This window comes from Streptomyces sp. NTD91 (assembly GCF_059510455.1).
Genome location: NZ_JCAJZW010000010.1, coordinates 24929 through 49590, shown reverse-complemented (window position 1 = coordinate 49590; position 24662 = coordinate 24929). Strand labels below are relative to the sequence as shown.

Genomic DNA, 24662 nt, shown 5'->3' with positions numbered 1-24662 from the left:
CGGAGAGGGCCTGCCGCTCCGCACCGGCATGGGTCACGGCCGGGCGGGTTCGAGGCCGGGGCCACGGCATTGTCCCGTCGGGATGAGACGTACGTGCTGGAGCGGGTGACCCCGGACGAGGGCGCCGGACGCGGCGGCCTTCCCCGCGTGCGGCGCCGACGTGAGCGCGAAGAGGACTGCCGGTGCGGTGCCACGCCGCGGCGGTCGGTGGAATCCGGCAGGGCGGCCAGTCCACGTCCGCGGAGTGTCAACGGGCCGAGCGCGGGCCGTCGGCGGGCCCGTACCCGCCTCCGCCGGGTGTGCGGATCACCAGGATGTCGCCCTCGGCGACGTCCGCCGTGTCGCAGCCGCGCAGCCGCTGGGTGCGACCGTCGGCGCGTTCGATCAGGTTCTCGCCGAGGGCCCCGGGTTCGCCGCCGGCCATGCCGTAGGGCGGGACGCGGCGGTGACTGGAGACGACCGCGACCGTCATCGGTTCGGCAAACCGGAGCCGGCGTTCCACTCCGCACCCGCCGTGTCGGCGGCCCGCTCCGCCACTGCCCGCACGGATGCGGAACTCCTGCACACGCACCGGACAGCGCCACTCCAGGATCTCGGGATCGGTCAGGCGGGAGTTCGTCATGTGTGTCTGTACCGCATCTGCCCCGTCGAAGCCCTCGCCCGCTCCCGAGCCGGAGGCGACGGTCTCGTAGTACTGGTGGCGGTCGTTGCCGAAGGAGACGTTGTTCATCGTGCCGGAACCCTCGGCCTGCGCGTGCAGTACGGCGTACAGGGCGCCGGTGACGGCCTGGGAGGTCTCGACGTTGCCGGCGACGGTGGCGGCCGGGAAGGCGGGGGAGAGCATGGAGCCGTCGGGGATGCGCACGTCGAGGGGTTTCAGACAGCCGCTGTTGAGCGGGATGTCATCGGCGACCAGGGTGCGGAAGACGTAGAGCACCGCAGCGAGCACGACGGAGGTCGGCGCGTTCAGGTTGCCGGTCTGTTGTGGTGAGGTGCCCGTGAAGTCCAGAACGGCACTGCGGCTTTCACGGTCGACATGCAGGGCGATCCGGATGACGGCCCCGTTGTCCGTCTCGTAGCGGTGTTCGCCGTCCTCGAGGGTGGCGATGATACGGCGTACGCATTCCTCGGCGTTGTCCTGGACGTGCCCCATGTAGGCGTGGACCACGTCGAGGCCGAACTGGTCGATGATGCGCCGCAGTTCGTGGATCCCCTTCTCGTTGGCGGCGATCTGCGCGCGCAGATCGGCGAGATTGGTGTCCGGGGCGCGGGAGGGATAGCGGGCCGTGGCCAACAGCTCCCGGGTCTCCTGCTCACGGAATCGGCCGTCGCGCACCAGCGGCCAGTTGTCGAAGAGCACGCCCTCCTCGTCGATGGTGCTGCTGAAGGCGGGCATGGATCCGGGGCTGATGCCGCCGATCTCGGCATGGTGGCCGCGCGAGGCGACCAGGAAGAGCAGCCGTTCGCCCGCCTCGTCGAACACCGGGGTGACGACGGTGATGTCGGGCAGGTGGGTGCCGCCGTGGTAGGGATCGTTGACGGCGTAGACGTCGCCGGGTCGGATCGAGCCCTCGTTGCGGCGCAGGACCTCCTTGATGGACTCGCCCATCGAACCCAGATGTACGGGGATGTGGGGCGCGTTGGCGATGAGACTGCCGTCCGGCGCGAAGAGGGCGCACGAGAAGTCGAGGCGCTCCTTGATGTTGACCGAGTGGGCGGTGCTCTCCAGCCGTACACCCATCTGCTCGGCGACGGACATGAACAGGTTGTTGAAGACCTCAAGGATCACAGGGTCGACGGTGGTGCCGACCGCCGTGCGGGAGGGGCGGGGCCGGGAGCGAGTGAGGACGACGTCGCCGTGCTCGTCGGCCGTGGCGCACCAGCCGGGGTCGACCACCGTGGTCCCGTCCGCCTCGGCGATGATCGCCGGGCCCTCGATCGCGTCCCCGGAGCGGATGTCCTCGCGCCGGTACAGCCGCGTGGGCTGCCGTCGGCCCTCGGTGAACATCCGGACGGTGGCGGCCGGTTGCAGCCTGCCCGTGCGCGGCGGCGGCGCGACCGTCGCAGTCCTGGCCGGGCCGGAGGAACCGGTGGCCTCGACCGCGACGGCCTCCACGACCAGCGGCTTGTCCATGGTGAAGCCGTAGCGATCGCGGTGGTCGTGCAGGAAGCAGGCCCGCATGCCCTCGGCCGGGCCCAGCGGTACGGGCAGCGAGAAGTCGGTGCCCTCGTAGCGCAGCAGGGCGCGGGCGGTCGTACGGACGGTGGCCTCCGGGATGCCGTCCTCGCGCAGCTGGGTGCGCACGCGTTCCTCCAGCTCCGCGCGGACCGACTCGACGCGGGCCGCCGTCCCGGGCTCGTCGAGGGCGGCCTCCACGGAGCGTTCGCGCAGGGCGACCGCGTCCGCCATCCCGATGCCGTACGCGGAGAGCACCCCGGCGAGCGGCGGGATCACGACGGTGTCGATGCCGAGCCGGTCGGCGACCGCGCAGGCGTGCTGGCCGCCCGCGCCACCGAAGGCGACCAGGGCGTAGCGGGTGATGTCCCGGCCGCGCTGAACGGAGATCTTCTTCACCGCGTTCGCGATGTTGAGCACGGCGATGTCGAGGAAGCCGGCCGCGACCTCCTCCGGGCTGCGGCGCCGGCCGGTCGCGTCGGCCGTCTGCTCGGCCAGCTCGGTGAAGCGGGCACGGACCGCGGCGTCGTCCAACGGCTGGTCGCCCCCCTTCCCGAACACCCGGGGGAAGAAACCGGATTGGATGCGGCCGAGCATGACGTTGGCGTCGGTGATGGTCAACGGGCCGCCGCGCCGGTAGCACACCGGGCCGGGATCGGCGCCCGCCGAGTTCGGCCCGACGCGGTAGCGCATCCCGTCGAAGTGCAGGACCGACCCGCCGCCCGCGGCGACGGTGTGGATGTCGGTCATCGGCGCCCGCATCCGCACCCCGGCCACCTGGGTGCCCAGAACCCGCTCGATCTCGCCCGCGTAGTGGGACACGTCGGTCGAGGTGCCGCCCATGTCGAAGCCGATCGCCCTGGTATGACCCGCGCGCCTCGCGGCGTGAGACATCCCGACGACGCCGCCCGCAGGGCCGGACAGTACGGCGTCCTTGCCCCTGAAGCTGCCCGCCTCGCGCAGACCGCCCCCGGACTGCATGAACATGAGCCGTACGCCGCCCAGTTCGCCCGCCACCTGGTCGACATAGCGGCGCAGGATGGGCGAGAGGTAGGCGTCGACGACGGTCGTGTCGCCCCGTGGCACCAGCTTGATCAGCGGGCTCACCTCGTGCGAGCAGCTGACCTGCCGGTACCCGATCGCACGGGCCGCCTCGGCGACGGCGGCCTCGTGGGCGGAATAGCGGTAGCCGTGCAGGAAGACGATCGCGGCGCTGCGCAATCCCGCCGCATACGCTCTCTCCAGCGCCTCGCGCGCGGCGTCCAGATCGAGCGGGCGGACGAGTTCGCCGCGTGCGCCCACCCGTTCGTCCACCTCGATCACCCGGTCGTACAGAGCGTCCGGAAGCAGGATGCGCCGGTCGAAGATGCGCGGGCGGTTCTGGTAGGCGATGCGCAGGGCGTCCCGGAAGCCGCGGGTGGTGACCAGGACGGTCGGCTCGCCCGTGTGCGTCAGCAACGCGTTGGTGGCGACGGTGGTGCCCATCTTCACCACCTCGATCCGGTCGGACGGAATCGGCTCGTCCGCGTCCAGGCCCAGCACCAGCCGGATACCGGCGACCGCCGCGTCCCGGTACGCCTCCGGCCGCTCCGACAGCAGCTTGCGGCTGACCACCTGGGAATCCGGTGTCACCGCCACGACGTCGGTGAAGGTCCCGCCACGGTCGACCCAGAACTGCCAGCGCCCCGTCATGAGCCCATTGTGCGCCCCGGCCGGCGACCGGCGCTCGGCGACAGGCTGTCGATTCCGCCCGCGCGACGGGGCGGGAGTGATGGTTGCGAGGACGTACGTGTGGGTCCGGTCGTCCAGGTGAGGCGACGGCCACCGCCCGCTCAGTGCTACGGCCCCGCCTGATCCTTCTGCGCCACCGCGTAGCCGGGCACGGACGGCCATCGAACCGTCAGGACCACCGACTCCTCCTCCGCGAGCCACGAGTGGTCGACCCCGCGCCCCCATACGACGTAATCGCCCTGCTGCTCCAGGAGAACGCTGCGGCCGGGAAGTTCCACGCGGAAGCGGCCGCTGATGAGAACCAGGAGAGCCGTGCGTTCCTCGCCCCTCACCCACTGCGGTCGTTCCTCGCCACGGGCGTGGACGCCCCATTTGATCTCCACCGCCTCGCTGCGGCGTGGATCGCCTACGTCCTTGAAGTGCCCGAGGAGCCATCCCCGGTCCATTGCCGCGTCCTTGCCCGCGTTGCCCACGTACACGCTGTCGTTCACGTGGCCGGACGCTAGTGCCGCGGCAGGCGGTGCACAACCGATCCGTACTGCCGCTTCGGATCGCGGCGAGGAAAGGGGAACGGCCACCGGCCGGGGCGCCCGGGACCGCCGACGGCATGCCGAACGGGAGGGCCTGTCAGCGGGGCAGGCTGTTCGCGAAAGCGAGCAGCTCCTTGTGGTAGCGGTCCGGGCCGCTCATGCAGAGGCCGTGCCCCGCGCCGTCGACCACGAAGAACCCCGAGTCGGGAGCAGGGCATGAGTCCTGCGCCCGGTCCGCTCGATCGGCGTCGAGCGGTCGGCGTCGCCCCGGACCGCCAGGGCGGGCACCGTGATCCTGGTGAGGTCTCGCTGCGACGAAGGCGCCGATGCCGTGGCGCATGCACCATCCCCCGGGTCGGGGGGCGCCTCACCTCTGGGGACTGCAGTCGTAGAGGGCGAAGCTGCCGTCGGTGCGGCGGCCGTAGGCGGTGGGCCGGACGCGGGTGCAGTGGGACTTCACCCAGGTGGTGGCGGGAGTGGTGGGGCGCTGGGTGGTGAGCAGCGCATAGCGCAGTTGGTGGGTGGTGACGAGGCTGCCGAGCTGTTGGGCGGTGGGGAACGGGGTGCTGCCGGTGAAGCCGCCCATCACGAGGATGGGCTCGGACTTCGCCCGCAGCAGGGGCTCGGCGGTGTAGGCGGCCTGGGTCGCGAGCAGGTACTTCTCGCCGTGACGGTGCGTGGTGAGGTAGTCGAGCAGGGCGGTGTCGCGGGCGCTGGGCCGGTCGAGTCCCACCCTCCGCGGAGCGTGGCGGTGGTGGACGCCGTACGACTTGCCGACCGGACCGGCCATCGGCGACGTGGCGGCGCCCGCGTACAACGGGTTGAGGCTGGAGACGGCCCAGCCTGCCGGTACGACCAGGGTGGCCGCGATCCCGGCGGCGAGGGCGGCGTGGACCCTCCGCGGGGAGGTGCGCGGTCCGCGGGTCCACAGGCCCGCCACGCCGCACAGCGCGAGCATCACGGCGATCGGCAGCAGCCGTGAGACGAACCGGGTCGGCCAGTCGAGTACCAGTGCCCACGCCACCGTCACCACGATCGCCGCCGGCAGCGCCATGTGCCGTCGGCCGCCCGTCTGGTGCTCCGCCTCGTGCACCGGCTTGTACTGCGCCTCGTACTGCGACCGGAGGAGTGCGAGCCCGCCGCCGGCCAGCGCGGCGAGCGCCGGGGCGATGACGGCCGCGTAGTAGGCGTGGTTGCCGTTGGAAGAGCTGAACACCAGGGCGTGTACGGCCAGCCAGCCGCCCCACATCACAAATCCCGCGCGCAGCTGATCCGTTCGCGGTTGCCCGGCGCGCCAGACGACGCCCAGGACCGCGGCGAGCACGGCGAGCGGCAGGAACCAGGCGACCTGCGGGCCGACCGCGTGGTTGATCAGCATGCCCCAGCCGGTGTTGCCGGTGGTACGGCTGGCCGCGGTGCCCGCGACGGCGCCGAACGCGGTGGAGTCGCTGGTGAAACGGCTCAGTCCGTTGTAGCCGAAGACCAGGGTGAACGGATCGTTGTTGGACGTGCCGTCGAGGTACGGGCGGTTCGCGGCCGGTGTCGCCCAGGCGATCAGCACCCAGGAGCAGGAGACCGCCAGGGCGACCGCGCCGGCCAGCAGGACGCGCAGGACCCGGTTCAACCTGGTCCCGGGCGCGGCGAGTTGGTAGACCGCGGCGAAGACGGGCAGCACCAGCCACGCCTGCAGCATCTTGGTCTGGAAGGCGAGCCCGACCCAGATCCCGCAGGTGATCAGCGGCAGCAGCCGCTCCGTGCGCACCGCCTTCTGCAGCGCTCCGGCTGCCGCGACCAGCAGCAGGGTGAGCGCGGTGTCCGGGATGGTGGCCCGCGTGAGGACCACGGTGACCGGGGTGAGGGTGAGTGCCAGCGCGGCGACCAGCGCGGCGAACGGCCCGGCCCAGGCCCGTACGATCCGGTGCAGCAGCCATACGGTGAGCACGCCCTCGACGACCTGCGGAAGCGCGGCCGCCCACGTGTGCGGGCCGAACAGCCGGACGGAGACGGCGTCGGGCCAGAAGGCGCCGGGCAGCTTGTCGATGCTGATCGAACCGCTCGCGTCGAGCCCGCCGAAGAAGAAGGCCCGCCAGCTGCCGGCCATCGACCGTATCGCCGCGCCGTAGAAGGGGTGGAGCGCGGCGTGCCCGATGCCCCAGGCGTACAGCACCGTGGCGACGACCAGCAACGTGGCGAGCGCTGGGCGCTCCCACCGCGGGGCGTCTTCCGGCGGGCCGGAGCGGCGGTTCGCCGCCCGGCGGCCTCGGTGCGCGCCGGTGGGCTGGAGGGCGGGGACGGCGGTCATGGCAGTGGTCCTCGGATCAGCAGGTCAGGTGAGGCGGTGGTGCACAGGTGGCGGGATCGTCGGGCGGCGGGTCACAGGCGGCGGGCCGCCCGGAAGCCGCGGGCGTAGAAGTCGGTGCCGTCCAGCAGCGAGCGGCCCGACAGGTCGCCCAGGGTGGGGCCGTTGGCGGCGGAGCGGCTGGAGTAGAAGCGGTGCCGGCCCTGGTCGTCGAGGCCCATGTACATGCCGCAGTGGTCGATGAAGTTCGGCCGGTCCTTGATGATGGCGAAGAAGACCAGGTCCCCGGGCTGGAGGGCGCCCAGGTCGGTGGGCTGCTCGCCGGTGTCCGGGATCACCGGGCGACCGGGGCCGTAGGCGGCGATGGCGAAGGCGCGGCGCGGCAGCCCGGTGCCCCGGGTGTTGGTGTTGTGCAGGGGGATGCCCATGCGGTAGCCCCACACCAGACGCTGGAAGCCGGAACAGTCGACGTCGCCGTAGCGGGCCTGCTCCGGCTGCACGCGCGTGCCGTCCGGGAAGGTCCAGGGAATGCCCAGATAGTCGTAGAAGTCGGACTGTTCGTCGTGGTAGGCGAAGTCCAGCGGGTTGTTGACCTTGTCGTTGCGCGGACCGAAGTGGGCGGTGCCCGCGTAGCGCACACCGGCCGCGTTGCGCTTGTCGGGCGCCCCGGCGCTCGAGTACTCGAACGCCACCGCGAAGACGTCCGGGCTGGTGTCGCCGAGCGCCTTGCGGAACCAGCCCTTGAACCAGGCGGACTTCTCCATGCCCTCGCGCCACTCGTGCGGCAGCACCCGCACCCAGGCGTCCGTGGTCACCTTGGCCTCGGTGGTCCGCGGCTCGCTGAAGGTGCGGCCGGGGCCGGTGAGTACGACCGTACGGGCGCCGTCGGTGAACGTGGCGAGCGTGCCGCCGTCGGCGGCGCGGACCACGGTGCGGTCGGGGGCGGACAGCCGCTCGAAGGTGTGGGGCCCGGTGGGCCGGGCGCTCGGGCCGGTACCCGTGCCGTCGGCGGCCGTGCCGCCGGGGCCGCCGCTGCCGTGACCGAGGCGGTCCCAGGCGTACCCGCCCGCCACCCCGGCGGCCGCCACGCCCGCGATCGTCCCGAGCACGGCGCGGCGCGTCGGGCGGCTGCGCCTGCCGGTGGGTTCGGAGTGCATGGCCGATCCTCCTGGAATCACGAGGTGAGAGTGCGATGGACAGGTCAGCCGGCGGGCAGGAGGCCGATCAGCAGACCGGACACCAGCACCACGTACGTGGCCAGCGTCACCGCCGTGGTCGAGATGAGGGTGGCCGCCATCGGCTGGCGGACCATCTGGTAGGAGACCAGGCCGGGGACGATGAAACCAAGGGTCTGTGACGTGTACAGCAGCGGGAACTCGTGGTTGAGCGCGAGCATCACGGTGGTCTGCGTCAGCACCGCGCACAGCACCACGGCGGCGAACAGCCGCTTGCCGTAGAGAATCACCGTGCGCTGCACCAGCTTCGTCATGAAGTACGTGAGCGCCGCCACGCCGACCATCAGTGCGGCCATCTGCACGTCGGTGATGAGCGTGAGGGCGATCCATCCCGGGGTGATCATCCCCCCGGGGGAGAGGTTGGTCGTCAGGTAGCAGACGAGCGAGAAGATCAGCCCGAGGGCGATCCCGAGCGCGGCGGTCTGTGCGGTGAGGTTGGCGGGGATCACGGGTTCCTCGTGGACTGGGGCGGATCGTAGAAGGGGTGTGGGTCGCCCTGGGCGCTCTCGCCGGCGGGCCGGCCCTGTCGGGCGGCGAACCGGCGGGCGAGTTCGCGCTGCTCCGGTACGTGGAAGCCGTACGCCGGCGTCTCCAGCGGTGCGACCCAGCTGTACGGCTCCGGCTCGGGCGGCCGGGCCACCGCGATCCGCGGCCGGGGCACCGCGATCTGCATGGTTTCCTGGTCCAGGCCGTCACCGTCGGGAACGGCGTCGAGCGGGTCCTCGGAGTCGTCCAGCGGCAGCTCGGCGAGGCATTCCAGGAACAGCTCGCCCTGGCCGTGGATGTTGCCGATCGCCACCAGCGAGGAGGACGGGCCGAGTTCCGCGAGCATCGCCGCGGTCAGTTCCTCGGGGTCCCGGCGGTCGCCGCCGAGATCCACCACCCGCCCGGTGAAGCCGGCCGGAATCGCATCGCGGGCGCTCTTGGTCGGATGGCCGATCAGGAACACGGTCTCGGCGGCGAGGTCCGGGACGATCGCGCCCATCTGGCCGTTGCGCTCCACCCGGTCCGGGCGGCAGTTGATGACGACGTTGAGCGGCCGTCTGATCGCGCCCAGGTCCTCCAGCTGCTTGACGTTCATCAGCGTCGACTCGGGATCGTTGGCCGCGAAGACGTTGGCGAACCGCAGCCGCTTGCCCTCGGGGGTGACGTAGCGCTCCACCGACAGCACGCCCGGGTCGGGCGGCGCGTCCCACATGCCCTGCATCGCGGTCTGCCGGTCCACGCCGAGCAGTTCGGCGACGGCCAGCGCGATCGCCACGTTCTCCTTGAAGGTGAACCAGCTGAAACCGCGCAGCTCCTCGTCGGTGACCGTCTCGGGGTCGGCGTAGACCAGCTTGCAGTTTCGGGCGTCGGCCTCCTCCTGGAGGATGTGGAAACGGTCCTTCTCCGCCGTCACGCACACGCCGCCCACGGGCATCGAGCGGGACAGCGAGCGGGCGACGTCGTCCAGCGTCGGCCCCATCTCCTCCAGATGGTCCTCGCGGACATTGCACAGCACGCCGATCGTGGAACGGATCAGCTTCTCCTGGTTGATCTCCTGCAGCGCGGGCATCACCGCCATGCACTCGATCACCAGCGCGTCCGGCCGGTAGGTCGCCGCCCGCCGTACGATGCCGATCTGCTCGACGATGTTGGACAGCCCGAACTTGCGGTACACCGGCTCCTCGGTGGCATCCGGATGGATGAACCGGGCCGCGGTGCCGGTGGTCTTGGCCACGGTGACCAGGCCGCCGCCGCGCAGTGCGCCCGCGCACAGCCGGGTGATCGAACTCTTGCCGCGGATACCGTTGACCAGCACCCGCGTCGGTATCTGCTCCAGCGAGGCGAAGTGCCGCTGCTGCTCCAGGATTCCGGCGATCCACAGCGCGGCGCAGCACAGCAGGACTATGACATAGAGGAAGAGCACGCCGATTCCATCCTTCTACCGCTGGAGGGTCTGCTCGCGCAGGGACCGGGAGGGCCTGGCGGCAAGGCCGGACCTGGCCGCCCGGTCGCGTTCCGCCAGGGCCTGGCGCATCAGTTCCAGGCTGCGGGTGACCGAGCCGACCTCGTCGTGGTTGACCGGGTGCAGCACGGTGCGGCGGTCTCCGCCGGCGAGCCGCTCGACGAGCACGGCGACCACGCGCAGCGGCCGGATCACCACGACATGCAGCCAGCCCAGGCAGGCCGCCCCCAGGGTGAGTCCCAGGATCCCGGCGAGCATGGTGCGCTGCTCGGCCTGCACCGCGGGGATCTGGAGCGCCGCCGCGGGCTCCGCGGTCACCACGTGCCAGCCGAGGCGGGCCGTCGGGCCGCTCTGCGCCAGCGGTGCCGCCGCGTCGACCGAGGCGCCGGAGGATGTGCGGAGCGCCGCCGAGGTCGCGGCGCCCGCGGCCCCCGGGGCGCCCTGGGTGGCGCGGGCAAGACGGGTCAGGCCGGGGTCGGGCAGCGACTGGAAGGCACGGTAGCCCACGCTCGCCGCCAGCACCTTGTTCTCGGCGTCCGTCACCCAGACGCTGCCCAGCTTCGGCCTGGGCAGCACGGAGTTGAGCGCCTTCACGTCGATCTCGCCGAACAGGACCACCCCGGCCGCCGGGGCCTTGCCCTTGACGGCGCGGACCTGGGCGTAGGCGGCGATCGCCGGGATCCGGCCCGAGGTGTTGACGGTGGTGATCCCGCCGCCGTCGGGCACGTGGACGAGGGTGCGCAGCGGTGTGTCGCCCACCCTGAGTGTGATGCCGCCCGAGCGGTCCAGGAGATACAGCGAGCGGTACTGCTTGTGGTCGGCGAGGGTCTGCCGCAGAACCTCGATCTGGGCGGCGCGGCTGCGGCCCGGCAGACCGGCCGCCACGTCGCTCAGGTCGGTGTACGACTGGTCGAGGGACTGCCGGATCCGGTTGGCCGCGACCTGCGTGCGCGCCTGCTGGTCGGCGAGGACCGGAGCGGGAACCGCGGTCGTGGTGTCCGCGCGGTTCAGAAGGAAGATCATCGGTACTGCCCAGCAGGCCACCACCAGCACGCCGACCACGGCCAGCGCCCGGTAGCCCGGTCCCCGCCGGGCCGGGAACTCCTCGGGGCCGCTCTCGCCGAGCAGTTGCCGCCGCAGCGACTCCAGTGCCCGCCCGATCCGGGCCAGTTCCCCGAAGCCGTGCACCGGAACCGGCCGGTACAGCTCCTCCAGCGCGGTCGGCGCGTCCTCGGTCGCGCCCCGGGCCAGGCGGCCGGCGGACAGGTACAGCCGTAGCAGCGGGCGCTGCACGAAGTAGTGCAGCACCAGCCCGAGCAGCAGCGCGAGCCCGGCCAGTGCCCCCGCGGCCTCGAGCGCGAAGCGCGAGTAGTCGGCGGGGGCGGTCGTGGTGGGCACCGCGCGCGTGGTGAGCACCACCAGGCCGAGGCCGTCGCTGTCGCCCGGACCGGTCGCCGAGGCGACCTGGGCCCAGCCGGCCACCGTGCGCCGGGAGCCCGTGGCGGCGCCCAGCATGCTTCCCGATGCGTCGGTGTCACGCCCCGACGCCTTCGCCGCGCGGGCCGCCGCCGCGGGCAGACCGCTGTCGGCGGCGGTCGGCGCCGTCGCGCCGTGGGCCGTGGTGGCGAGCGCCGTGCCGCTCGCGTCCAGCACCTCGGCGGTGCGTCCGTCGCCGTACGTCGTGAGGGCGGGGAGCGTCTCGCAGACCACCAGCAGCCACTGTCGGTCGGGCCGGCTCGGGGCCTGGAACTGGTCCTGGTTGGCGTCATCCTGCTGCGCGGGCAGCGTGACCCGGGCGAAGTACAGCAGTTGCCGCGTGCCGCCCGAGGTCACCAGCCGGGGCGGGATCGCCCCGTGCCCGGACGCCGTCCTGACGACGTCCACCCCGGCCAGCGGCACCGGCCGGCCGCCGGCCGACAGCAGTCTGCCGGTGTGCGGGTCGAGCAGCGCACTGCCGAGGACCGCCTTCCTGGCGGAGGTCAGCGCTTTGAGCGCGGTGGTGGGGGTCGATGCGCTCGTCGCCGGGTACGCGGTGGCCGTACGGCGTACGGTGCTCGCCTCGACGTCGATCGTGGTGCGCATCGACAGCGCGGTGTCCGCGGCGATCTGCTGCTCGCCGTTGAGCACGGCCTGTGGCACCTGGTCGGTGTGTATGCCGTCGAGACCGATCACGGTCAGGGCGGCGACCACCAGCAGGAGGACGACGAGGGCGGCTATCGGCGGGCGCACCCCGCCAAGCATCGGCATGTCGGCGCGGCGGCGGATGCGGTGCCGGCGCGGCGCCCGGGGTGCGGGGGGCAGGGCAGGGGGTCCTTCCTCAACTGGCGCCGAGCGCCTCATCTTCAACGAGGCAACACTCTAGTCTCATACGATCACATAATCGTCACACTTTCGTCCCTGTGTTGTACGCGCGAACCGGGCCACCGGGCAACGGCCGGCGCACGCGGCTCCCTGACACGCCGAGGGGCGGATCCGCGGACCCGCCCCTCGGATGTCCGGTCAGCCGTCCGTTCAGCGGACGAAGGAGATCTCCGGGTAGCGCTTGTCGGGTCCGTCGAGCAGCGTGCGGTGCTGGTGGCGCAGCTCCTGGTCGAAGAAGGCCGCGAGGTAGTCACTCTGGACCTTGACCGCCCGGTCGGGATCGATCGTGCCGAACTGCTGCTGGAGTTGGGCCTGGGAGAGCCCGAGCAGGCCCGCCTCCTGCGGCACCATCCACTCGTTGTCGCTGAAGGACAGGTGTGCCGCGCCGTGGAGCTGGATGTCGACCCGGTACCCCTTCAGATGCGACCACAGCGTGCGCCACGACCCGTCGTCGTTGCGGTTGTGGGTGCCGGAGCTGAAGAGCATGAAGGGTCGGTCCAGATCCTTGCTCGGCGCCGTCCCGAAGAACTGGCCGTCCAGGTCGGCACCGGCGGCGATGCGCTTGTCGAGCTGCATGGAGGTGTCGACCGCCGCGCCGCCCAGCGACCAGCCGAACATTCCGATCCGGGACATGTCCACGGCGCCCGACAGCCCGGAGGGGAGCGTGGGGTGGCCGGGATCCGGGTTGCCGCCCTTGCTGATCGTGGAGAGTTGGTTGATGACGAACCGGATGTCGTGCGCGCGCACGTTGAGGGTGTCGGAGGAGTGCGCACCCGCCGGCATGGTGTCGACCTCGAGCCGGTTGCCGGGGAACTGCACCTCGTTGGCGTCGTGGGTGTGGTCCACGGTGACGACGAGGTAGCCGCGGCTGGCGAGGTCCTGGGCGAGCGCGGTGCCCATCGCGCGGTCCGAGTGCAGCCCGGTCGAGTACAGCAGGACGGGCAGTTTGCCGAGTTTGGTGTTCACCGGGGCGAGGACGTGCCCCGCGGTCCTCGGCAGGGTCACCTGCTGCGGCGACAGCCCGCGCGAGGCGAGGAAGTGCGCGCCGGAGATCGACGGCATCCACGGCGCCCGGTAGTGCCCGGAGGTGGCGGTGGCCGGATACCAGAGCGACACCATCAGCTCGCGCGGCTTGCTGCCCGGCACGTACGGATCCGTACGGGACCTGTCGACGAGGTGCAGGCCGACCATGCCGACGCTGTACGGCCCGGTCGGCGCCGGCATGTCGAGCTGGAGAGCGGACGCGCCCGTGCGGCCGGACGAGAGGGCCTCGGGGTGCACGGCCTTGTGGTGCAGTGGCGCCTCGTCGTTCTCGGGCGCCCAGGGCGTGTGCGGATCGGGCTCGTCGGGCGAGAACGTGGTGGCCGCAGGCTTGTTGGTCGTCTTCCCGGCGGCCATCGCCGGTGTCATCCCCGCACCGAACGCGACGGCCAGCGCACCAGCCGTACCGACCGCTCTGGCGATCACTCTGCGACGGTGGCGTGGGCGGCGGTGTTTCATGAAACCCCCTAGTTGGTCGGCGATGGCGGAACAGGCGATCGACTGTCGCACACCGTACAGATACGGCGGCGGCCTGACTCGCAGACCCCCCCGGATGCCAAGTGCCGTCCCAGCCGCATGTGATCTCGCCCTCCGCGGGTGAAGCCGCGGCTCGAAGACGCACTTCGGGACAAGGCGAAACACACCGGATTGCCTCAGGGGGCGGGCTCACCGGCCTCAGGCTCCGCCCCGAGACGCGGGGCGGGTCCCGGGCCGGGGCCGCTTTCCGCGACGGGCTTCAGCGCCGCGGACTCGGTCGCGTCGTCCAGCGGTGCACGGGCGACCTATATTGGACCGCATGAGCCGTTGGAAGGAGTTGACCGGGGGCACGTCCGGACAGGACTACGCCGCACGGTTCGCGGCGCTGGCCCGTAGCGGGAAGGATGTGCACGGGGAGGCGCGGTTCTGCGCGGCGCTCGTGCCCACCGGAGCACGCGTGCTGGACGCCGGGTGCGGTACCGGCCGGGTCATGATCCACCTCGCGCGTCTCGGGTACGAGTGTGTCGGGGTGGACCTCGATGCGTCGATGCTGGCAGTGGCCCGGAAACAGGCGCCCGAGCTGCCTTGGTTCCAGGCCGATCTGGCCGAATTCAGCCCGGCGGCGCTCGGCGTCGCAGCCGACTTCGATCTCGTGGTCGCTGCGGGCAACATCTTCCCGCTGCTGGCCGCCGGCACCGAGGCAAGGGTGGTCGAACGCCTGGCCGCGGCCCTGCGCCCGGGCGGTCTGCTGGTGGCCGGCTTCGGACTGGACGAAGCCCACCTGCCCGTGCCGCCCAGCATCACACTGCCCGAGTACGACGACTGCTGCGCCACGGCCGGCCTCACCCTTGTCGACCGCTTCGCCACCTGGGACGCCGACCCCTACGCCGGCGGCGGCTACGCCGTCAGCGTCCACCGCCGCTGAGGTGCACCACGAGGTGGTCCTGCGCCACCAAGACCTGTCGTCAGCCGCCGACTCACCTTCCGACACGACGGTCGACTGTGCGGTGACGACGGCCTCGGCCTTGCGACCGCGGTCCCCTCTGCTGAACGCTGAGGGGGATTCCTTCGCACAGGCTGCATCGGACCCGTCCGCGCAGGGGACGCGGCCACCGCTCGATCGCGTTGCCGATCCGTACCATGCGGGTGCGAGTCTCCGACGGGACACCCGTGCGGTCGTCCACGGTCAGGTGACCGTCACGGTGACGTCGTACCGCGCTTGGTCCGGCGAGCAGCGCATCGCCTCGCCGCACGAGTCGCGACGGGCGGTGACGTGAGCGGTGCCGGACCGAAGGGCGGTGAAGTGCGCGGAGGAGATCCCGCAGCCGCGGCCGGGCGGGCAGGTGCCGGTGGCTGTGGTTCCTTTGCCGACGGGGGCGAGCACGCGAGGGTTCGAGCCGGCGGGGGTCGACCAGTAGGTGCCGTGCAGGCGCACCACGACGAGCGTGCCGACGGTCACCCTGACGACGGTTCCCCGTGCCCGTTCGTCGAGCACGACCGACCGGGCGGCGGGTGCGGACGACGCGGGAGAACGCGACGGCAGCGGGGGAGACGGCGACCCGGTGGGACCGGACGAACAGCCGCCCAGGGCGCTCGTCACGGCTGCCGCGGCAACGGCGGCGAGCCCGGCGCGGCGTGCGCGTCGGACGGGGTACGTGCGGACCGACTTCAGGAGCACGGGGCCTCCGGTGGCTGTCGCCCGGCGTGGGCGCTCGGACGGGGTGGGGGCGGGCCGTGGGCTCGCCCCCACTGTACGACGCGAGGGTCAGGAGACAGTCACGTCGTCGTAGTAGGTGTAGGTCGCATCACCCGCGTAGTTGTCGTCCTTGTTGGTGAGGGTGAGGGTGTAGTTGTGGCCCGCGGTCACGGTGCCGGAGACCTGCTTCCAGCCCGCACCCTGGGTGCAGGTCTTGCCGAGCAGCGTCGTGGTGGTTCCCGCCGTGGTGTCCTGGAGCGTGGCCGTCGCCCAGTCGTAGCTCACCGTGTCCGGGCAGGTGACGTCGTACCAGAAGGAGACCTTGCTGGTGCCGGACGGGGCGGTGAAGGACTGGGAGAGCGAGGAGGAGTTCGTCGGACCGGTGGAGCCGACCAACGCACCGTAGCTGCCGCTGTGGGCCGCCGAGGCGGAGGCGGAGGTGGTGCCGCTGGTGGTCCAGCCGGAGAGGCTGCCGGTCTCGAAGGTGCCGTTGGTGAGGGTGCCACCGGTGCCGCCGCTGCCGCCGCCGACGATCGCGTGGGAGATGGCGCAGCTGTTGGTGTCGTTGGACCAGCTCGCCTGCTCGGCGAAGGTGCCGGTGCCCATCGTCACGTTGGCCGCCCCGCCCGTGCTGCCCGGCGAGATCCAGGCGCATTCGTCGGAGTTCTCCTGGCCGTCGTACGAGCTGCCGGTGTGGTTGGTCCACCCGCCTGCCGGGTTCTGGTCGGACATCATCTCGTGCCATTCGTGGCCGAGCGTCATGGTCCAGCCGTCGAGCGTGCCGGGCGAGTTGACGAATCCGACGCCGCAGCCGGCGCCGGAGTCCATGTTGTAGGGCTGGTTGCTGAACGCGATGTCCCCGTAGGAGGAGGACACCGGCCCGCCGGTGAGCGTGCTGTCGCCGTTGTAGTCGTGCCAGGCGCAGTACTGGCCCTGGTAGCTGTCCGGGTTGGTGTTGTGGGGCGAGAGGATGACGTAGTAGGCGTCCCGGTTGGACGCGGCGGTGGTGTTGCCGAAGTGGCCGGCCGCCTTGACGGCTTCGGCGCCGAGCTGGTGCCCGGTCGCGGCGCTCGGCGAGGCCGCCGAGTTGTCGTACCACACGCCGGAGAGCACGCCGCCGCTCTGGTACGGGACGAAGTCGGCGCCGGACGGGCAACTGGTGGCACCTGTCGGCACGTTGGGGCCGTCGCACCACTGGGTGAGGTCAGCGGACCACCGCTCGTTTCCGGTGCCGATGTCCTTGAACATCTCCTGGGCGACCGGTGCCGCGCCGTCCGGGTCGCCGGAGAACGTGGCGTCGCCGCTGCTGTTGGTGCTCTGCGTGCCCCACTGGGAGCCGTAGAAGACCAGGTAGACCTTGGAGTGACCGCTCTGGACGCCGATGCCGTCGACGCCGCCGCCGTAGGACAGCGTCTCCGGCCCGGTCGCCGCGGTGGCGGCCGGCTGGTTGGCGGCCCAGGACTTCATCTTGGCGTTCCGCTGGACGGTCGGTATGACACCGTGCCGGTACGGGTGCTGGTAGGCCGGGCTGTACGGGTTGGGTCTCGTCGCGTGGGCCGCGGCCTGTGGGGCTGCTGCCGCCTGCGGTACGGCGGCGAGTGCGGCACCGGTGACGAGGGACAACGACGCGAGCCCGGTCAGGGTTGCTCGGGCTGCGCCGCGTATGTGGGGAATGCCCATGGGTGGTGGGGCCCTTTCTTCGCACGGACCTCCGCCGTCGGTCTGGCGGAGGGAGCTGCATGGACCGTCGACGAGGCGCATCACCTGGTACGCCGACTCCGGCGGTCGACGTGCACGCCGGTGTCGTCGCAGAGCAGAAGGAGAGACGCGAGCGGCACCGGGTGACTGCACGGGCGATGTGCTCGGCAGGTGGGGAACTCACGTACGGCGCTGTGACCCGCGGGGATACTCCGCATTCCGAACTGGACGAATGAAAGGCAGTGAGAAGGGGTTCGCACTACTTCCTGCCGGACGGAATGGTGATGCCCTTTCAGACGCGGAGAAGCAAAGCAGACTTGACGCGATCAGGTCAATGGACGAGCACAGCCCCTTCACAGGGAGGTGATCGTCCGTCCTCCCGGGCGGACGGCCTCGACGTCACTCGTGCTTCTGTCTCCGCTGGTCGAACGCCAGGACAGAGCAGTTGCGGGCAGGTGTCCGACCCGCTGGACGGCCGACCGTGACGGGTCGTCCACCGGCCTTGGACCTCTTCTTCGTGCAACCGGTCGTTGAATTTGAAAAGTTGCAGGCAACAGCCGGTCAAAAAAACTTAACAAGGGCTCTGTTGTCGGCCGACATTCGCTACTCGGATTCTTCTCCTGCGGCGAATCAGGGTTTCGGCGTGCAGCCGATTCCGCCGGTCGATCGGTTGTTCCCAGTGCTGCCTGGGGCCGTCGTGGACCGCGGGCGGCATGACGGCAGGTGGCGGCGATGCCGCTCGGGCCGTCCTGCCCCGGCACGCCGCCGGGAGGCGAGGCGGTGCAGCAACGACTCCGACGTGAAGCCACGGGACGCACCACCGTCGGTCCGCCCAGCGCCCTGGAGGTCCGCCCAGCGCCCTGGAGGAGCACCGGGATCGCCTCCGGCGGGCAGCCGTACCTTCATCACGGGCCGAGTCGGCCCACCACCCCGCCGGCGTCATCCCACGAGCCTGAAGCCGGCAGGCTCACGTCACAGGGGTGGCCGGTCCGCTCCCGACCGGCCTCGGCGCCGGGGCCAAGGTTCCCGCAAGGCGGTCGGACCGCGGTTTTCCCCGACCGCCGCCTCCCGCTCTCGCCGAGCCGTGCCCTCTCGTTCCCGGGGTCCGGCCGGGTGGGCGAGCGCGGAAACCGGGACCGCCGACGTGCGCGTGGACGAGGCCGAGGGCCTGTGACCCGCGGTCGAGCACTTGGTCCCCTCGGCGCACCATGACATCGTCCATGACTGGGGGTTCACAGGACGTTCAGGTGGTCCGATCGCCTCGAGGTGCTTTCCGACGGGCTGGCGGGGCGGCCACCGGTACGCCTGGCGCAGACTCGGACCGAGGTCTTTTCACACAGGAGGAATGTTTTCATGAACAACCGGCCCTTGACACTCATGGCGGTGCACGCCCACCCCGACGACGAGGCCACTGGAACGGGAGGTGTCCTCGCCCGGTACGCGGCGGAGGGCATCCGCACGGTCCTCGTGACGTGCACCGACGGCAGTTGCGGTGACGGGCCTGGGGGTGTCAAGCCGGGCGATCCCGGGCACGATCCGGCAGCTGTCGCCCTGATGCGGCGGCAAGAACTCGAGTCGAGCTGCGCTGTCCTGAAGGTCAGTCACCTGGAGACGCTGGACTACGCCGACTCCGGGATGATGGGCTGGCCGGCCAACGAGGCCCCCGGATCGTTCTGGCAGACCCCGGTGGAGGAGGGGGCTGCCCGACTCGCGGAACTCATGCGCCGCTACCAACCCGATGTGGTCGTCACCTACGACGAGAACGGCTTCTACGGCCACCCCGACCACATCCAGGCGCACCGCATCACGATGACGGCGCTGGCGATGACCGTCTCGACACCGAAGGTGTACTGGACGACGGCACCCCGCTCGATGATGCGGCGGTTCGGGGAGGCCATGCGTGAGTTCGGTGCGGACTGGCAGGAGCCGGATCCCGCCGAGGCCGCCGCCATGGCCGAGATCGGCCTTCCCGACGAGGAGATCACCACCTGGGTGGACACCACCGCGTTCGGCGGTCAGAAGTTCGATGCGCTGGCCGCACACGCCAGCCAGGGCGAGAACATCTTCTTCCTCAAGATGGGCCAGAAAAGGTTCACCGAGTTGATGGGTGTCGAGACCTTCGTACGTGTCCGGGACACCACCGGCGCGGCCGTGCCCGAGAACGACCTCTTCGCCGGACTGCGCTGATCCGCCCGCCATTGGGGTCCGGCCGGCGTCGGTGACCTGCTCGGTGAGTCCGGCCGGGTGGCCGACCGGGCGTAGGCGCAGCGGCGGTCGCGCGGGAGGTGCCGACCGGTGCCGGGGCCCGCCCGGGCGCTCGGCGCGCCCCGGGTGAGCCGGCGGGACCGTCCGAACCCGAGGCGGGCGACCCCCGCTCTGCGGCGGTGCGTTCGGTCTCCTGGCGCAGAGGTCGTGGCTGAACGGCTCGTCCCCGGGGCGCGGCACCGTCGCTGATCGGCGCGTCGGCGAACGAAGCCCGATCGTCCGCAGCACCGAACGGGCCCCCGAGCTGAATGGGTGACGTTCCCGGCGGACGCGGTGCCGGTGGTCGCGACCCGGGCGCGCTGCCTCTGCCGAGTGGCGTCAGTGCCGTAGTTCCTCGGTGTCCGCACGGCCCGGCTCCGCCGGCCGCCGATTCCGCTGCACCGCGGTGCGCAGTCCACTCGGGCGCAAGCCCGATGCGGCGATCTCCGCGCGCGCCCGCGCCGCGAGTTGCTCCGCGCCGCACCTGTCCGCCAACTCAGCCCCCTCCAAGGCCAGTTCCGTTGCCCGGTCGGCACGGCCGCCGCGTCCGAGGCCGACGGCGAAGTCGACCAGTGCCTCGGCGTACAGGTACTGATTCGGGGACTTGCTGAGCGTCGCCACCGCGCGCCCGAGCAGCGCCAGGCTGTCCCCGTCCTCGGACACCGCCGCGCTGAAGCGCAAGGCCTCACCCTTGGCAGTGGGCGTGCCGTAACGCTCCGCTCGGCGCAGTGTCTGCGCTGCGAGAGCGCGGGCGCCTGCGGGGTCCTCCGGGGCGAGGGCGAGGGCGAGGTGTCCCGCCCAGGGACACCAGGTCGGATTGAGTATGCCCTTGGCCTCAAGTCGTTCCCCGGCGGCGGTGAGCTGGGCGACGGCTTCCTGGCGTCGGCCGCGGACCAGCAGCAGGCGCCCGTACAGCGTCTGGGGGTCGGGGAAGACCACCGCGTTGGGGTAGGGGGGCGCGAAGTCGTGCATCTCGGCGACGTTCAGCGCTTCCTCGAAGTGGCCGCGGGACAGCAGGACGTCGAGGAGCAGACCGACGGCGTACCACTTGGCGGGCAGTCTGGGCCCGACGCGGTCGGCCAGCCGGACCGCCTCACGCGCGCAGCGCTCGGCCTCGACGAGCAGTCCGCGCCGGAAGTGGACCAGCCCGAGGAGGCTGAAGGCGAAGGAGAGGTGTGCGCCGCTCCAACCGACCTGCTGGCACTCGGCGATGGCGGAACTGAACAACTCCTCAGCACGGTCGCACTCGTCGGCGTACATGTATCCGAGCGCGGTGATGCTCGGCAGTTCGAAGCCCCAGTCGGGGTCGGTGTAGCTGAGCCCCACGGCGCGTGCGGCGACGGCCAGCGCGTCTTCAGCCGGCTCACCGCGCAGCGTGGCATCCCAGGTGCGCAGGCACAACAAGGCCTTCTCGCCCACGTTCTGCCCGGACAGGTGCTCGGCGAGCCGCGCGAGCCGACGGGAACGGACAGGCGCCTGCACCTCCTTGGTGTCGAAGACCCGCCACAGGTGGTGTGCGGCCTGCAGGCGCAGCCGCGCCCCGTACGTCCGCGCGTGGGCGGCCTCGGTTCCGACCACGGCGGCTGCTTCGCCGAGCTGGTCGTTGTGGGCGAGAGCCTGGGCCAAGCGGAAAGTGGCGTCCTCTCTGAGCGTGGGGTCGAGGTCGGGAAGCTCCAGGGCCGCCGAGAGGTGGTTGACCGTGGTGGCCGGGGAGGTGAGCAGGGCGGAGCAGCCGAGCTCGTAGAGCACGGCCGCGCGTTCCTCGGGCGGGGGCGGTTCGCGCAGCGCACGCTCCAGGCAGCGACGGGCGGCGTCCGGAGCACCTTGGCGAAGGTTCTCCCGCGCCGCCGCGCGCAGTTGCTCCACGGTCTGCGGGTCGTTGCCCGGGTGGGTCTCCAGCAGGTGCCGGGCGGCGACAGTGATGTCCAGGCCCGCGTCGGTCACCGCGCTGGCGGCCTGCCCGTGGATGGCGGTCCGCATCGCCGGCGGGATGGCCCGGTACACGGCAGTGGCGATGAGGGGGTGGACGAACTCGAGCGTCCTGGTGCCGGTCAGGATACGAGCGACTCGCAACGTGTCCGTGGCGTCCTGAGCCTCGGCCGGTGGCAGCCCGGCCACCGAGGCCGCCAGTTCGGGGGAGATCTCGGTACCGAGCACCGCCGCCGCCCAGGCAAGCCGCACGGCCCGGTTGCCGAGCCTCTCCAGCCGCTTGACCAGTCCGGTGCCGCGGGACGACGCACCGAGGTCCCGCAGCAGATGAGCCGACTCCTCGGAGGGGGGCAGACCCCGGTCCTGTACCTTGGCGACGAGTTCGACGGTCTCGTAGGGGTTACCGCCGGTGACGGCCCAGCATTCGCGGCAGAAGGGATCGTCCGCGTCCGGACCGAGCGCGCCGCGGACGAGTTTCGCGACCGACCCAGGGCTGAGAGCGCGCAGGGTGATCGGGTGTGACCCGCGGCCGCCGACGAGTTCACGGAACGCCGCGGCCTCGTCCGGCAGTTCGTCCGGGCGGTACCCCAGGACGATCAGGACGGGAAGTTCCTGCACGCGCACGGCGAACGTGGCCAGCCAGGTGAGGGACTCCGCATCACCCCAGTGAGCATCGTCGACGATCGTGATGATCGGCGCCTTGCGCACGGCGAGCTGCGTGAGAACCCAGTCCAGGCCGTCCCGGACGCCCTGGGGATCCGGTACGGCGGTACCGGCCTGCTGGGCGAGCAGGCCGACGGCCGGCCCCGCGATCTCGTACCAGTCCCCGAAGATGTCGAGACGCTGGGCCTCGGTGCAGGAGGCCAGGACGGGTTGCAGCAACTGCCGGACGACGTGGAAGGGAACCGTGTGCTCCTGCTCGCTGCCGCGCGCGGACAGGACCGTGCACCCGCGGGCGGCGGCCATGCCTCGGATCTCGGCCAGCAAAGTCGTCTTGCCCAGTCCTGCGGCGCCGCTCAGGAACAGCAGTCCGCCACGTCGACCACCGCTGTCCGCCGCGCGGGTGCAGAGCGCCTCCACCGCCTCCCGCGCGGCGGCCACTTCGTCGTCGCGCTCGTACAGGGGCGTTCCCGCCCGGCTGGGGCCTGCCGAACCGACCGGCCTCTCGTTGTGCTCCTGCTCCGGCACGCTGTTCCCCTCGCTTCCCAGCCTGTTGGTCAGCCTAGCGAGGCGGGACGATGCGCGGTAGAAATGTGCAGGAACCGTGTCGGTGGCCTTCCCAGCAGGGAGCCGCAGTGGTAGGCGCGTGAGCGCCGTCGCATGCGTACCGGCCGAGCGACAGTCCTGACGCGCCGCCTCCTCGAGGCCACGCATGTCCGTCGCACAAGGCGTGGTGCCGCTTCCCGGCTCCGCCGGGAGCGGCCGGTGCGGCGTCGAGACCCGGTTGCGCGGGGCGAATCACCGGCGGCGCGAGCGGCGCGCGGCAGTGGCGTCGGCACGGACGGCGGCATCCCCTTCCCGAGCCGGAGCTGCCGGCCGCCGTGGCGGCGCCAAGGCCATTCCTCGACTCCGTCGTCCGGACGCAGCGGGCGGAGCTGCCACGCGGCGCGAGATAGGACGATGGCAGAATAGTTCGGTGGCCGATATAATATCGAGGTATGGCCACCGACATGAGTCCGCACCCGTCGCGGGGGAACTGGTCCACTGTGTTCACCGCCGAGCGGCCACGCCCAGAGGGGATTCGCTCGCTGCCGCACGCCTGGTGGCTGGCCGTCGGGACGGTCTGCTTCGGGGCGTTCATGGGGCAGCTGGACGCCAGCATCGTGACGCTGACGTACGGCAGCCTGCGCACGGAGTTCCACACGTCACTGGCGGCGGTGGAGTGGGTGTCGCTGGCCTATCTGCTGGCGCTGGTGGCCCTGCTGGTTCCGGCCGGCCGGCTTGCGGACGCGCACGGCCGCAAGCTGCTGTACCTGTACGGGTTCGCCGTCTTCACCTTGGCCTCCGCCGCCTGCGGCCTCGCGCCTTCGCTGCTCGCGCTTGTCGCGTTCCGGGTGGTCCAGGCGGCCGGCGCGGCCATGATGCAGGCCAACAGCGTCGCCCTGGTGACCACCAGTGCACCGCGCGAGCGGATGCGCAGCGCGCTCGGCGTGCAGGCCGCCGCCCAGGCGCTCGGGCTGGCACTGGGTCCGACGGTCGGCGGCGCGCTGGTCTCGACGCTGGGGTGGCGCTGGGTGTTCTGGGTGAACGTGCCGGTCGGTCTGATCGCGCTGGTCGGCGGGCACTATCTGCTGCCGCGCACGCGGGCCCGTACGGCGGTGCCGCGCTTCGACTGGGCCGGGCTCGGGCTGCTCGCGGTGACCACCACCAGTGCCCTGATGGCAGTGTCGGCGGCATCCGGGCTCGCCGTGCCCGGCTGGGCGGTCGCCCTGCTGTTCCTGCTGGCGGCCGGCTCGGGCTGGGGGTTCGCGCGGCGGCAGCGGCGGGCCGCCGACCCGTTGCTCGACCTGGCTCTGCTGCGGGGGCGGGCGGTGGCGTTCGGGCTGGCAGGAGCCCTGAGCGGATACCTGGTGCTGTTCGGACCGCTGGTGCTGGTGCCCGTCGTACTCACCGCGCGCGGCAGCTCGGACCTGACCGCCGGACTCGTGCTCACGGCGCTGCCGGCCGGATTCGCGCTGGCCGCCACCGGTGGCGACCGCCTGCTTCCCGGCCGTCTTCCGGACCGCGGCCGTTGCCTGGCCGGAGCCTGCGTCTTCACTCTGGCGGTGGCCGCGCTGCTCGTCGTCCCGCTGACGATCGGCTGGCTGGTGCCGGTGCTGGCGCTGACCGGGCTGGGGCTGGGGACGTTCACTCCGGCCAACAACAGCATGATCATGGGCGCGGTACCGGCGCGGGCCTCCGGTACCGGTGGGGGGCTGGTGAACATGACGCGCGGTCTGGGCACGGCACTCGGTGTCGCCCTGGTCACGCTCGCCCTGCACGTGATGAGCGGCGGTGGCGTGCAGGCGGGGGCACGGTGGGCGGCGGCCGTGCTCGTGGCGGCTTCGGCCGCGGCGGTCGCTTCGGCATGGCTGAGCCCGGGCCGTGACCCGAGAACGTCACAGGCGACGCTTCGACGAGGAGTGTGACGGGTCCGTGGTGCCGCGGGCCGGCCGGGCCGGCCGGCGGGGAAGGGCGTGTGGCCGTGTGACTCCTGCGCCGGGCCCGGCTGACCGTCGGGAGTCCCGCCGCAGCGGCGGGCGGGCCGGGCGTGCGGACAGCGACCGCGGGGAGTCCGACGAGCACGTCGGGCACCGA

14 protein-coding genes are annotated in these 24662 nt (G+C 71.8%); 3 read left to right on the top strand and 11 right to left on the bottom strand.

The window, feature by feature from the left end; translation table 11 throughout:
* Positions 1–247 precede the first annotated feature (247 nt).
* The 8 genes from AC5WRT_RS13880 to AC5WRT_RS13845 form a co-directional block, all read right to left on the bottom strand.
* Positions 248–3868 carry a hydantoinase B/oxoprolinase family protein gene (locus tag AC5WRT_RS13880; RefSeq protein WP_496095284.1) on the bottom strand — a complete coding sequence of 1207 codons (3621 nt, stop codon included), beginning with the start codon at positions 3866–3868 and terminating at the stop codon, positions 248–250.
* 146 nt (positions 3869–4014) lie between these two features.
* Positions 4015–4398, bottom strand: a complete 384-nt coding sequence (locus AC5WRT_RS13875; RefSeq protein WP_496095285.1) for a cupin domain-containing protein — start codon at positions 4396–4398, stop codon at positions 4015–4017.
* Between the two features lie 406 nt (positions 4399–4804).
* Complete coding sequence (locus AC5WRT_RS13870; RefSeq protein ID WP_496100254.1) at positions 4805–6739, bottom strand: glycosyltransferase family 39 protein; 1935 nt, start codon at positions 6737–6739, stop codon at positions 4805–4807.
* A 71-nt stretch (positions 6740–6810) separates the two neighbouring features.
* Positions 6811–7893 carry an NlpC/P60 family protein gene (locus AC5WRT_RS13865; RefSeq protein ID WP_496095287.1) on the bottom strand — a complete coding sequence of 361 codons (1083 nt, stop codon included), beginning with the start codon at positions 7891–7893 and terminating at the stop codon, positions 6811–6813.
* A 44-nt stretch (positions 7894–7937) separates the two neighbouring features.
* Positions 7938–8420: a poly-gamma-glutamate biosynthesis protein PgsC/CapC gene (locus tag AC5WRT_RS13860; protein WP_496095288.1), complete on the bottom strand. Its 483-nt coding sequence runs from the start codon at positions 8418–8420 to the stop codon at positions 7938–7940.
* Entirely contained in the window at positions 8417–9880 is a 1464-nt protein-coding gene (pgsB, locus tag AC5WRT_RS13855) for a poly-gamma-glutamate synthase PgsB (protein ID WP_496095289.1), read from the bottom strand. The genes AC5WRT_RS13860 and pgsB overlap by 4 nt, the downstream gene beginning before the upstream one ends.
* A 15-nt stretch (positions 9881–9895) precedes the next feature.
* On the bottom strand, positions 9896–12148 hold the full coding sequence (locus AC5WRT_RS13850) for a HAMP domain-containing protein (protein WP_496095290.1): 2253 nt from the start codon (positions 12146–12148) through the stop codon (positions 9896–9898).
* Positions 12149–12430: 282 nt separating this feature from the next.
* Positions 12431–13747 (bottom strand): alpha/beta hydrolase family protein, encoded by a 1317-nt coding sequence (locus AC5WRT_RS13845; RefSeq protein ID WP_496095291.1) that lies wholly within the window; start codon positions 13745–13747, stop codon positions 12431–12433.
* A gap of 370 nt (positions 13748–14117) precedes the next feature.
* Between AC5WRT_RS13845 and AC5WRT_RS13840 the strand changes: the two genes are divergently transcribed.
* Positions 14118–14723 carry a class I SAM-dependent methyltransferase gene (locus AC5WRT_RS13840; RefSeq protein ID WP_496095292.1) on the top strand — a complete coding sequence of 202 codons (606 nt, stop codon included), beginning with the start codon at positions 14118–14120 and terminating at the stop codon, positions 14721–14723.
* 261 nt (positions 14724–14984) lie between these two features.
* Here AC5WRT_RS13840 and AC5WRT_RS13835 read toward each other — a convergent pair whose 3' ends face one another.
* Complete coding sequence (locus AC5WRT_RS13835; RefSeq protein WP_496095293.1) at positions 14985–15257, bottom strand: hypothetical protein; 273 nt, start codon at positions 15255–15257, stop codon at positions 14985–14987.
* Positions 15258–15563: 306 nt separating this feature from the next.
* Positions 15564–17174: a hypothetical protein gene (locus AC5WRT_RS13830; RefSeq protein WP_496100253.1), complete on the bottom strand. Its 1611-nt coding sequence runs from the start codon at positions 17172–17174 to the stop codon at positions 15564–15566.
* 1371 nt (positions 17175–18545) lie between these two features.
* Between AC5WRT_RS13830 and AC5WRT_RS13825 the strand changes: the two genes are divergently transcribed.
* Positions 18546–19379, top strand: a complete 834-nt coding sequence (locus tag AC5WRT_RS13825) for a PIG-L family deacetylase (protein ID WP_496095295.1) — start codon at positions 18546–18548, stop codon at positions 19377–19379.
* 396 nt (positions 19380–19775) lie between these two features.
* Here AC5WRT_RS13825 and AC5WRT_RS13820 read toward each other — a convergent pair whose 3' ends face one another.
* Positions 19776–22553, bottom strand: a complete 2778-nt coding sequence (locus AC5WRT_RS13820) for an ATP-binding protein (protein ID WP_496100252.1) — start codon at positions 22551–22553, stop codon at positions 19776–19778.
* Between the two features lie 470 nt (positions 22554–23023).
* Between AC5WRT_RS13820 and AC5WRT_RS13815 the strand changes: the two genes are divergently transcribed.
* Positions 23024–24493, top strand: coding sequence for an MFS transporter (locus AC5WRT_RS13815; protein ID WP_496095297.1), 1470 nt, complete (start codon positions 23024–23026; stop codon positions 24491–24493).
* Positions 24494–24662: the final 169 nt, after the last annotated feature.

Coding starts and splice junctions, on each gene's coding strand:
- AC5WRT_RS13880 (WP_496095284.1), bottom strand. CDS start 3,868: ATGACGGGGCGCTGGCAGTTCTGGGTCGACCGTGGCGGGACCTTCACC.
- AC5WRT_RS13870 (WP_496100254.1), bottom strand. CDS start 6,739: ATGACCGCCGTCCCCGCCCTCCAGCCCACCGGCGCGCACCGAGGCCGC.
- AC5WRT_RS13865 (WP_496095287.1), bottom strand. CDS start 7,893: ATGCACTCCGAACCCACCGGCAGGCGCAGCCGCCCGACGCGCCGCGCC.
- AC5WRT_RS13840 (WP_496095292.1), top strand. CDS start 14,118: ATGAGCCGTTGGAAGGAGTTGACCGGGGGCACGTCCGGACAGGACTAC.
- AC5WRT_RS13830 (WP_496100253.1), bottom strand. CDS start 17,174: ATGGGCATTCCCCACATACGCGGCGCAGCCCGAGCAACCCTGACCGGG.
- AC5WRT_RS13825 (WP_496095295.1), top strand. CDS start 18,546: ATGAACAACCGGCCCTTGACACTCATGGCGGTGCACGCCCACCCCGAC.
- AC5WRT_RS13815 (WP_496095297.1), top strand. CDS start 23,024: ATGGCCACCGACATGAGTCCGCACCCGTCGCGGGGGAACTGGTCCACT.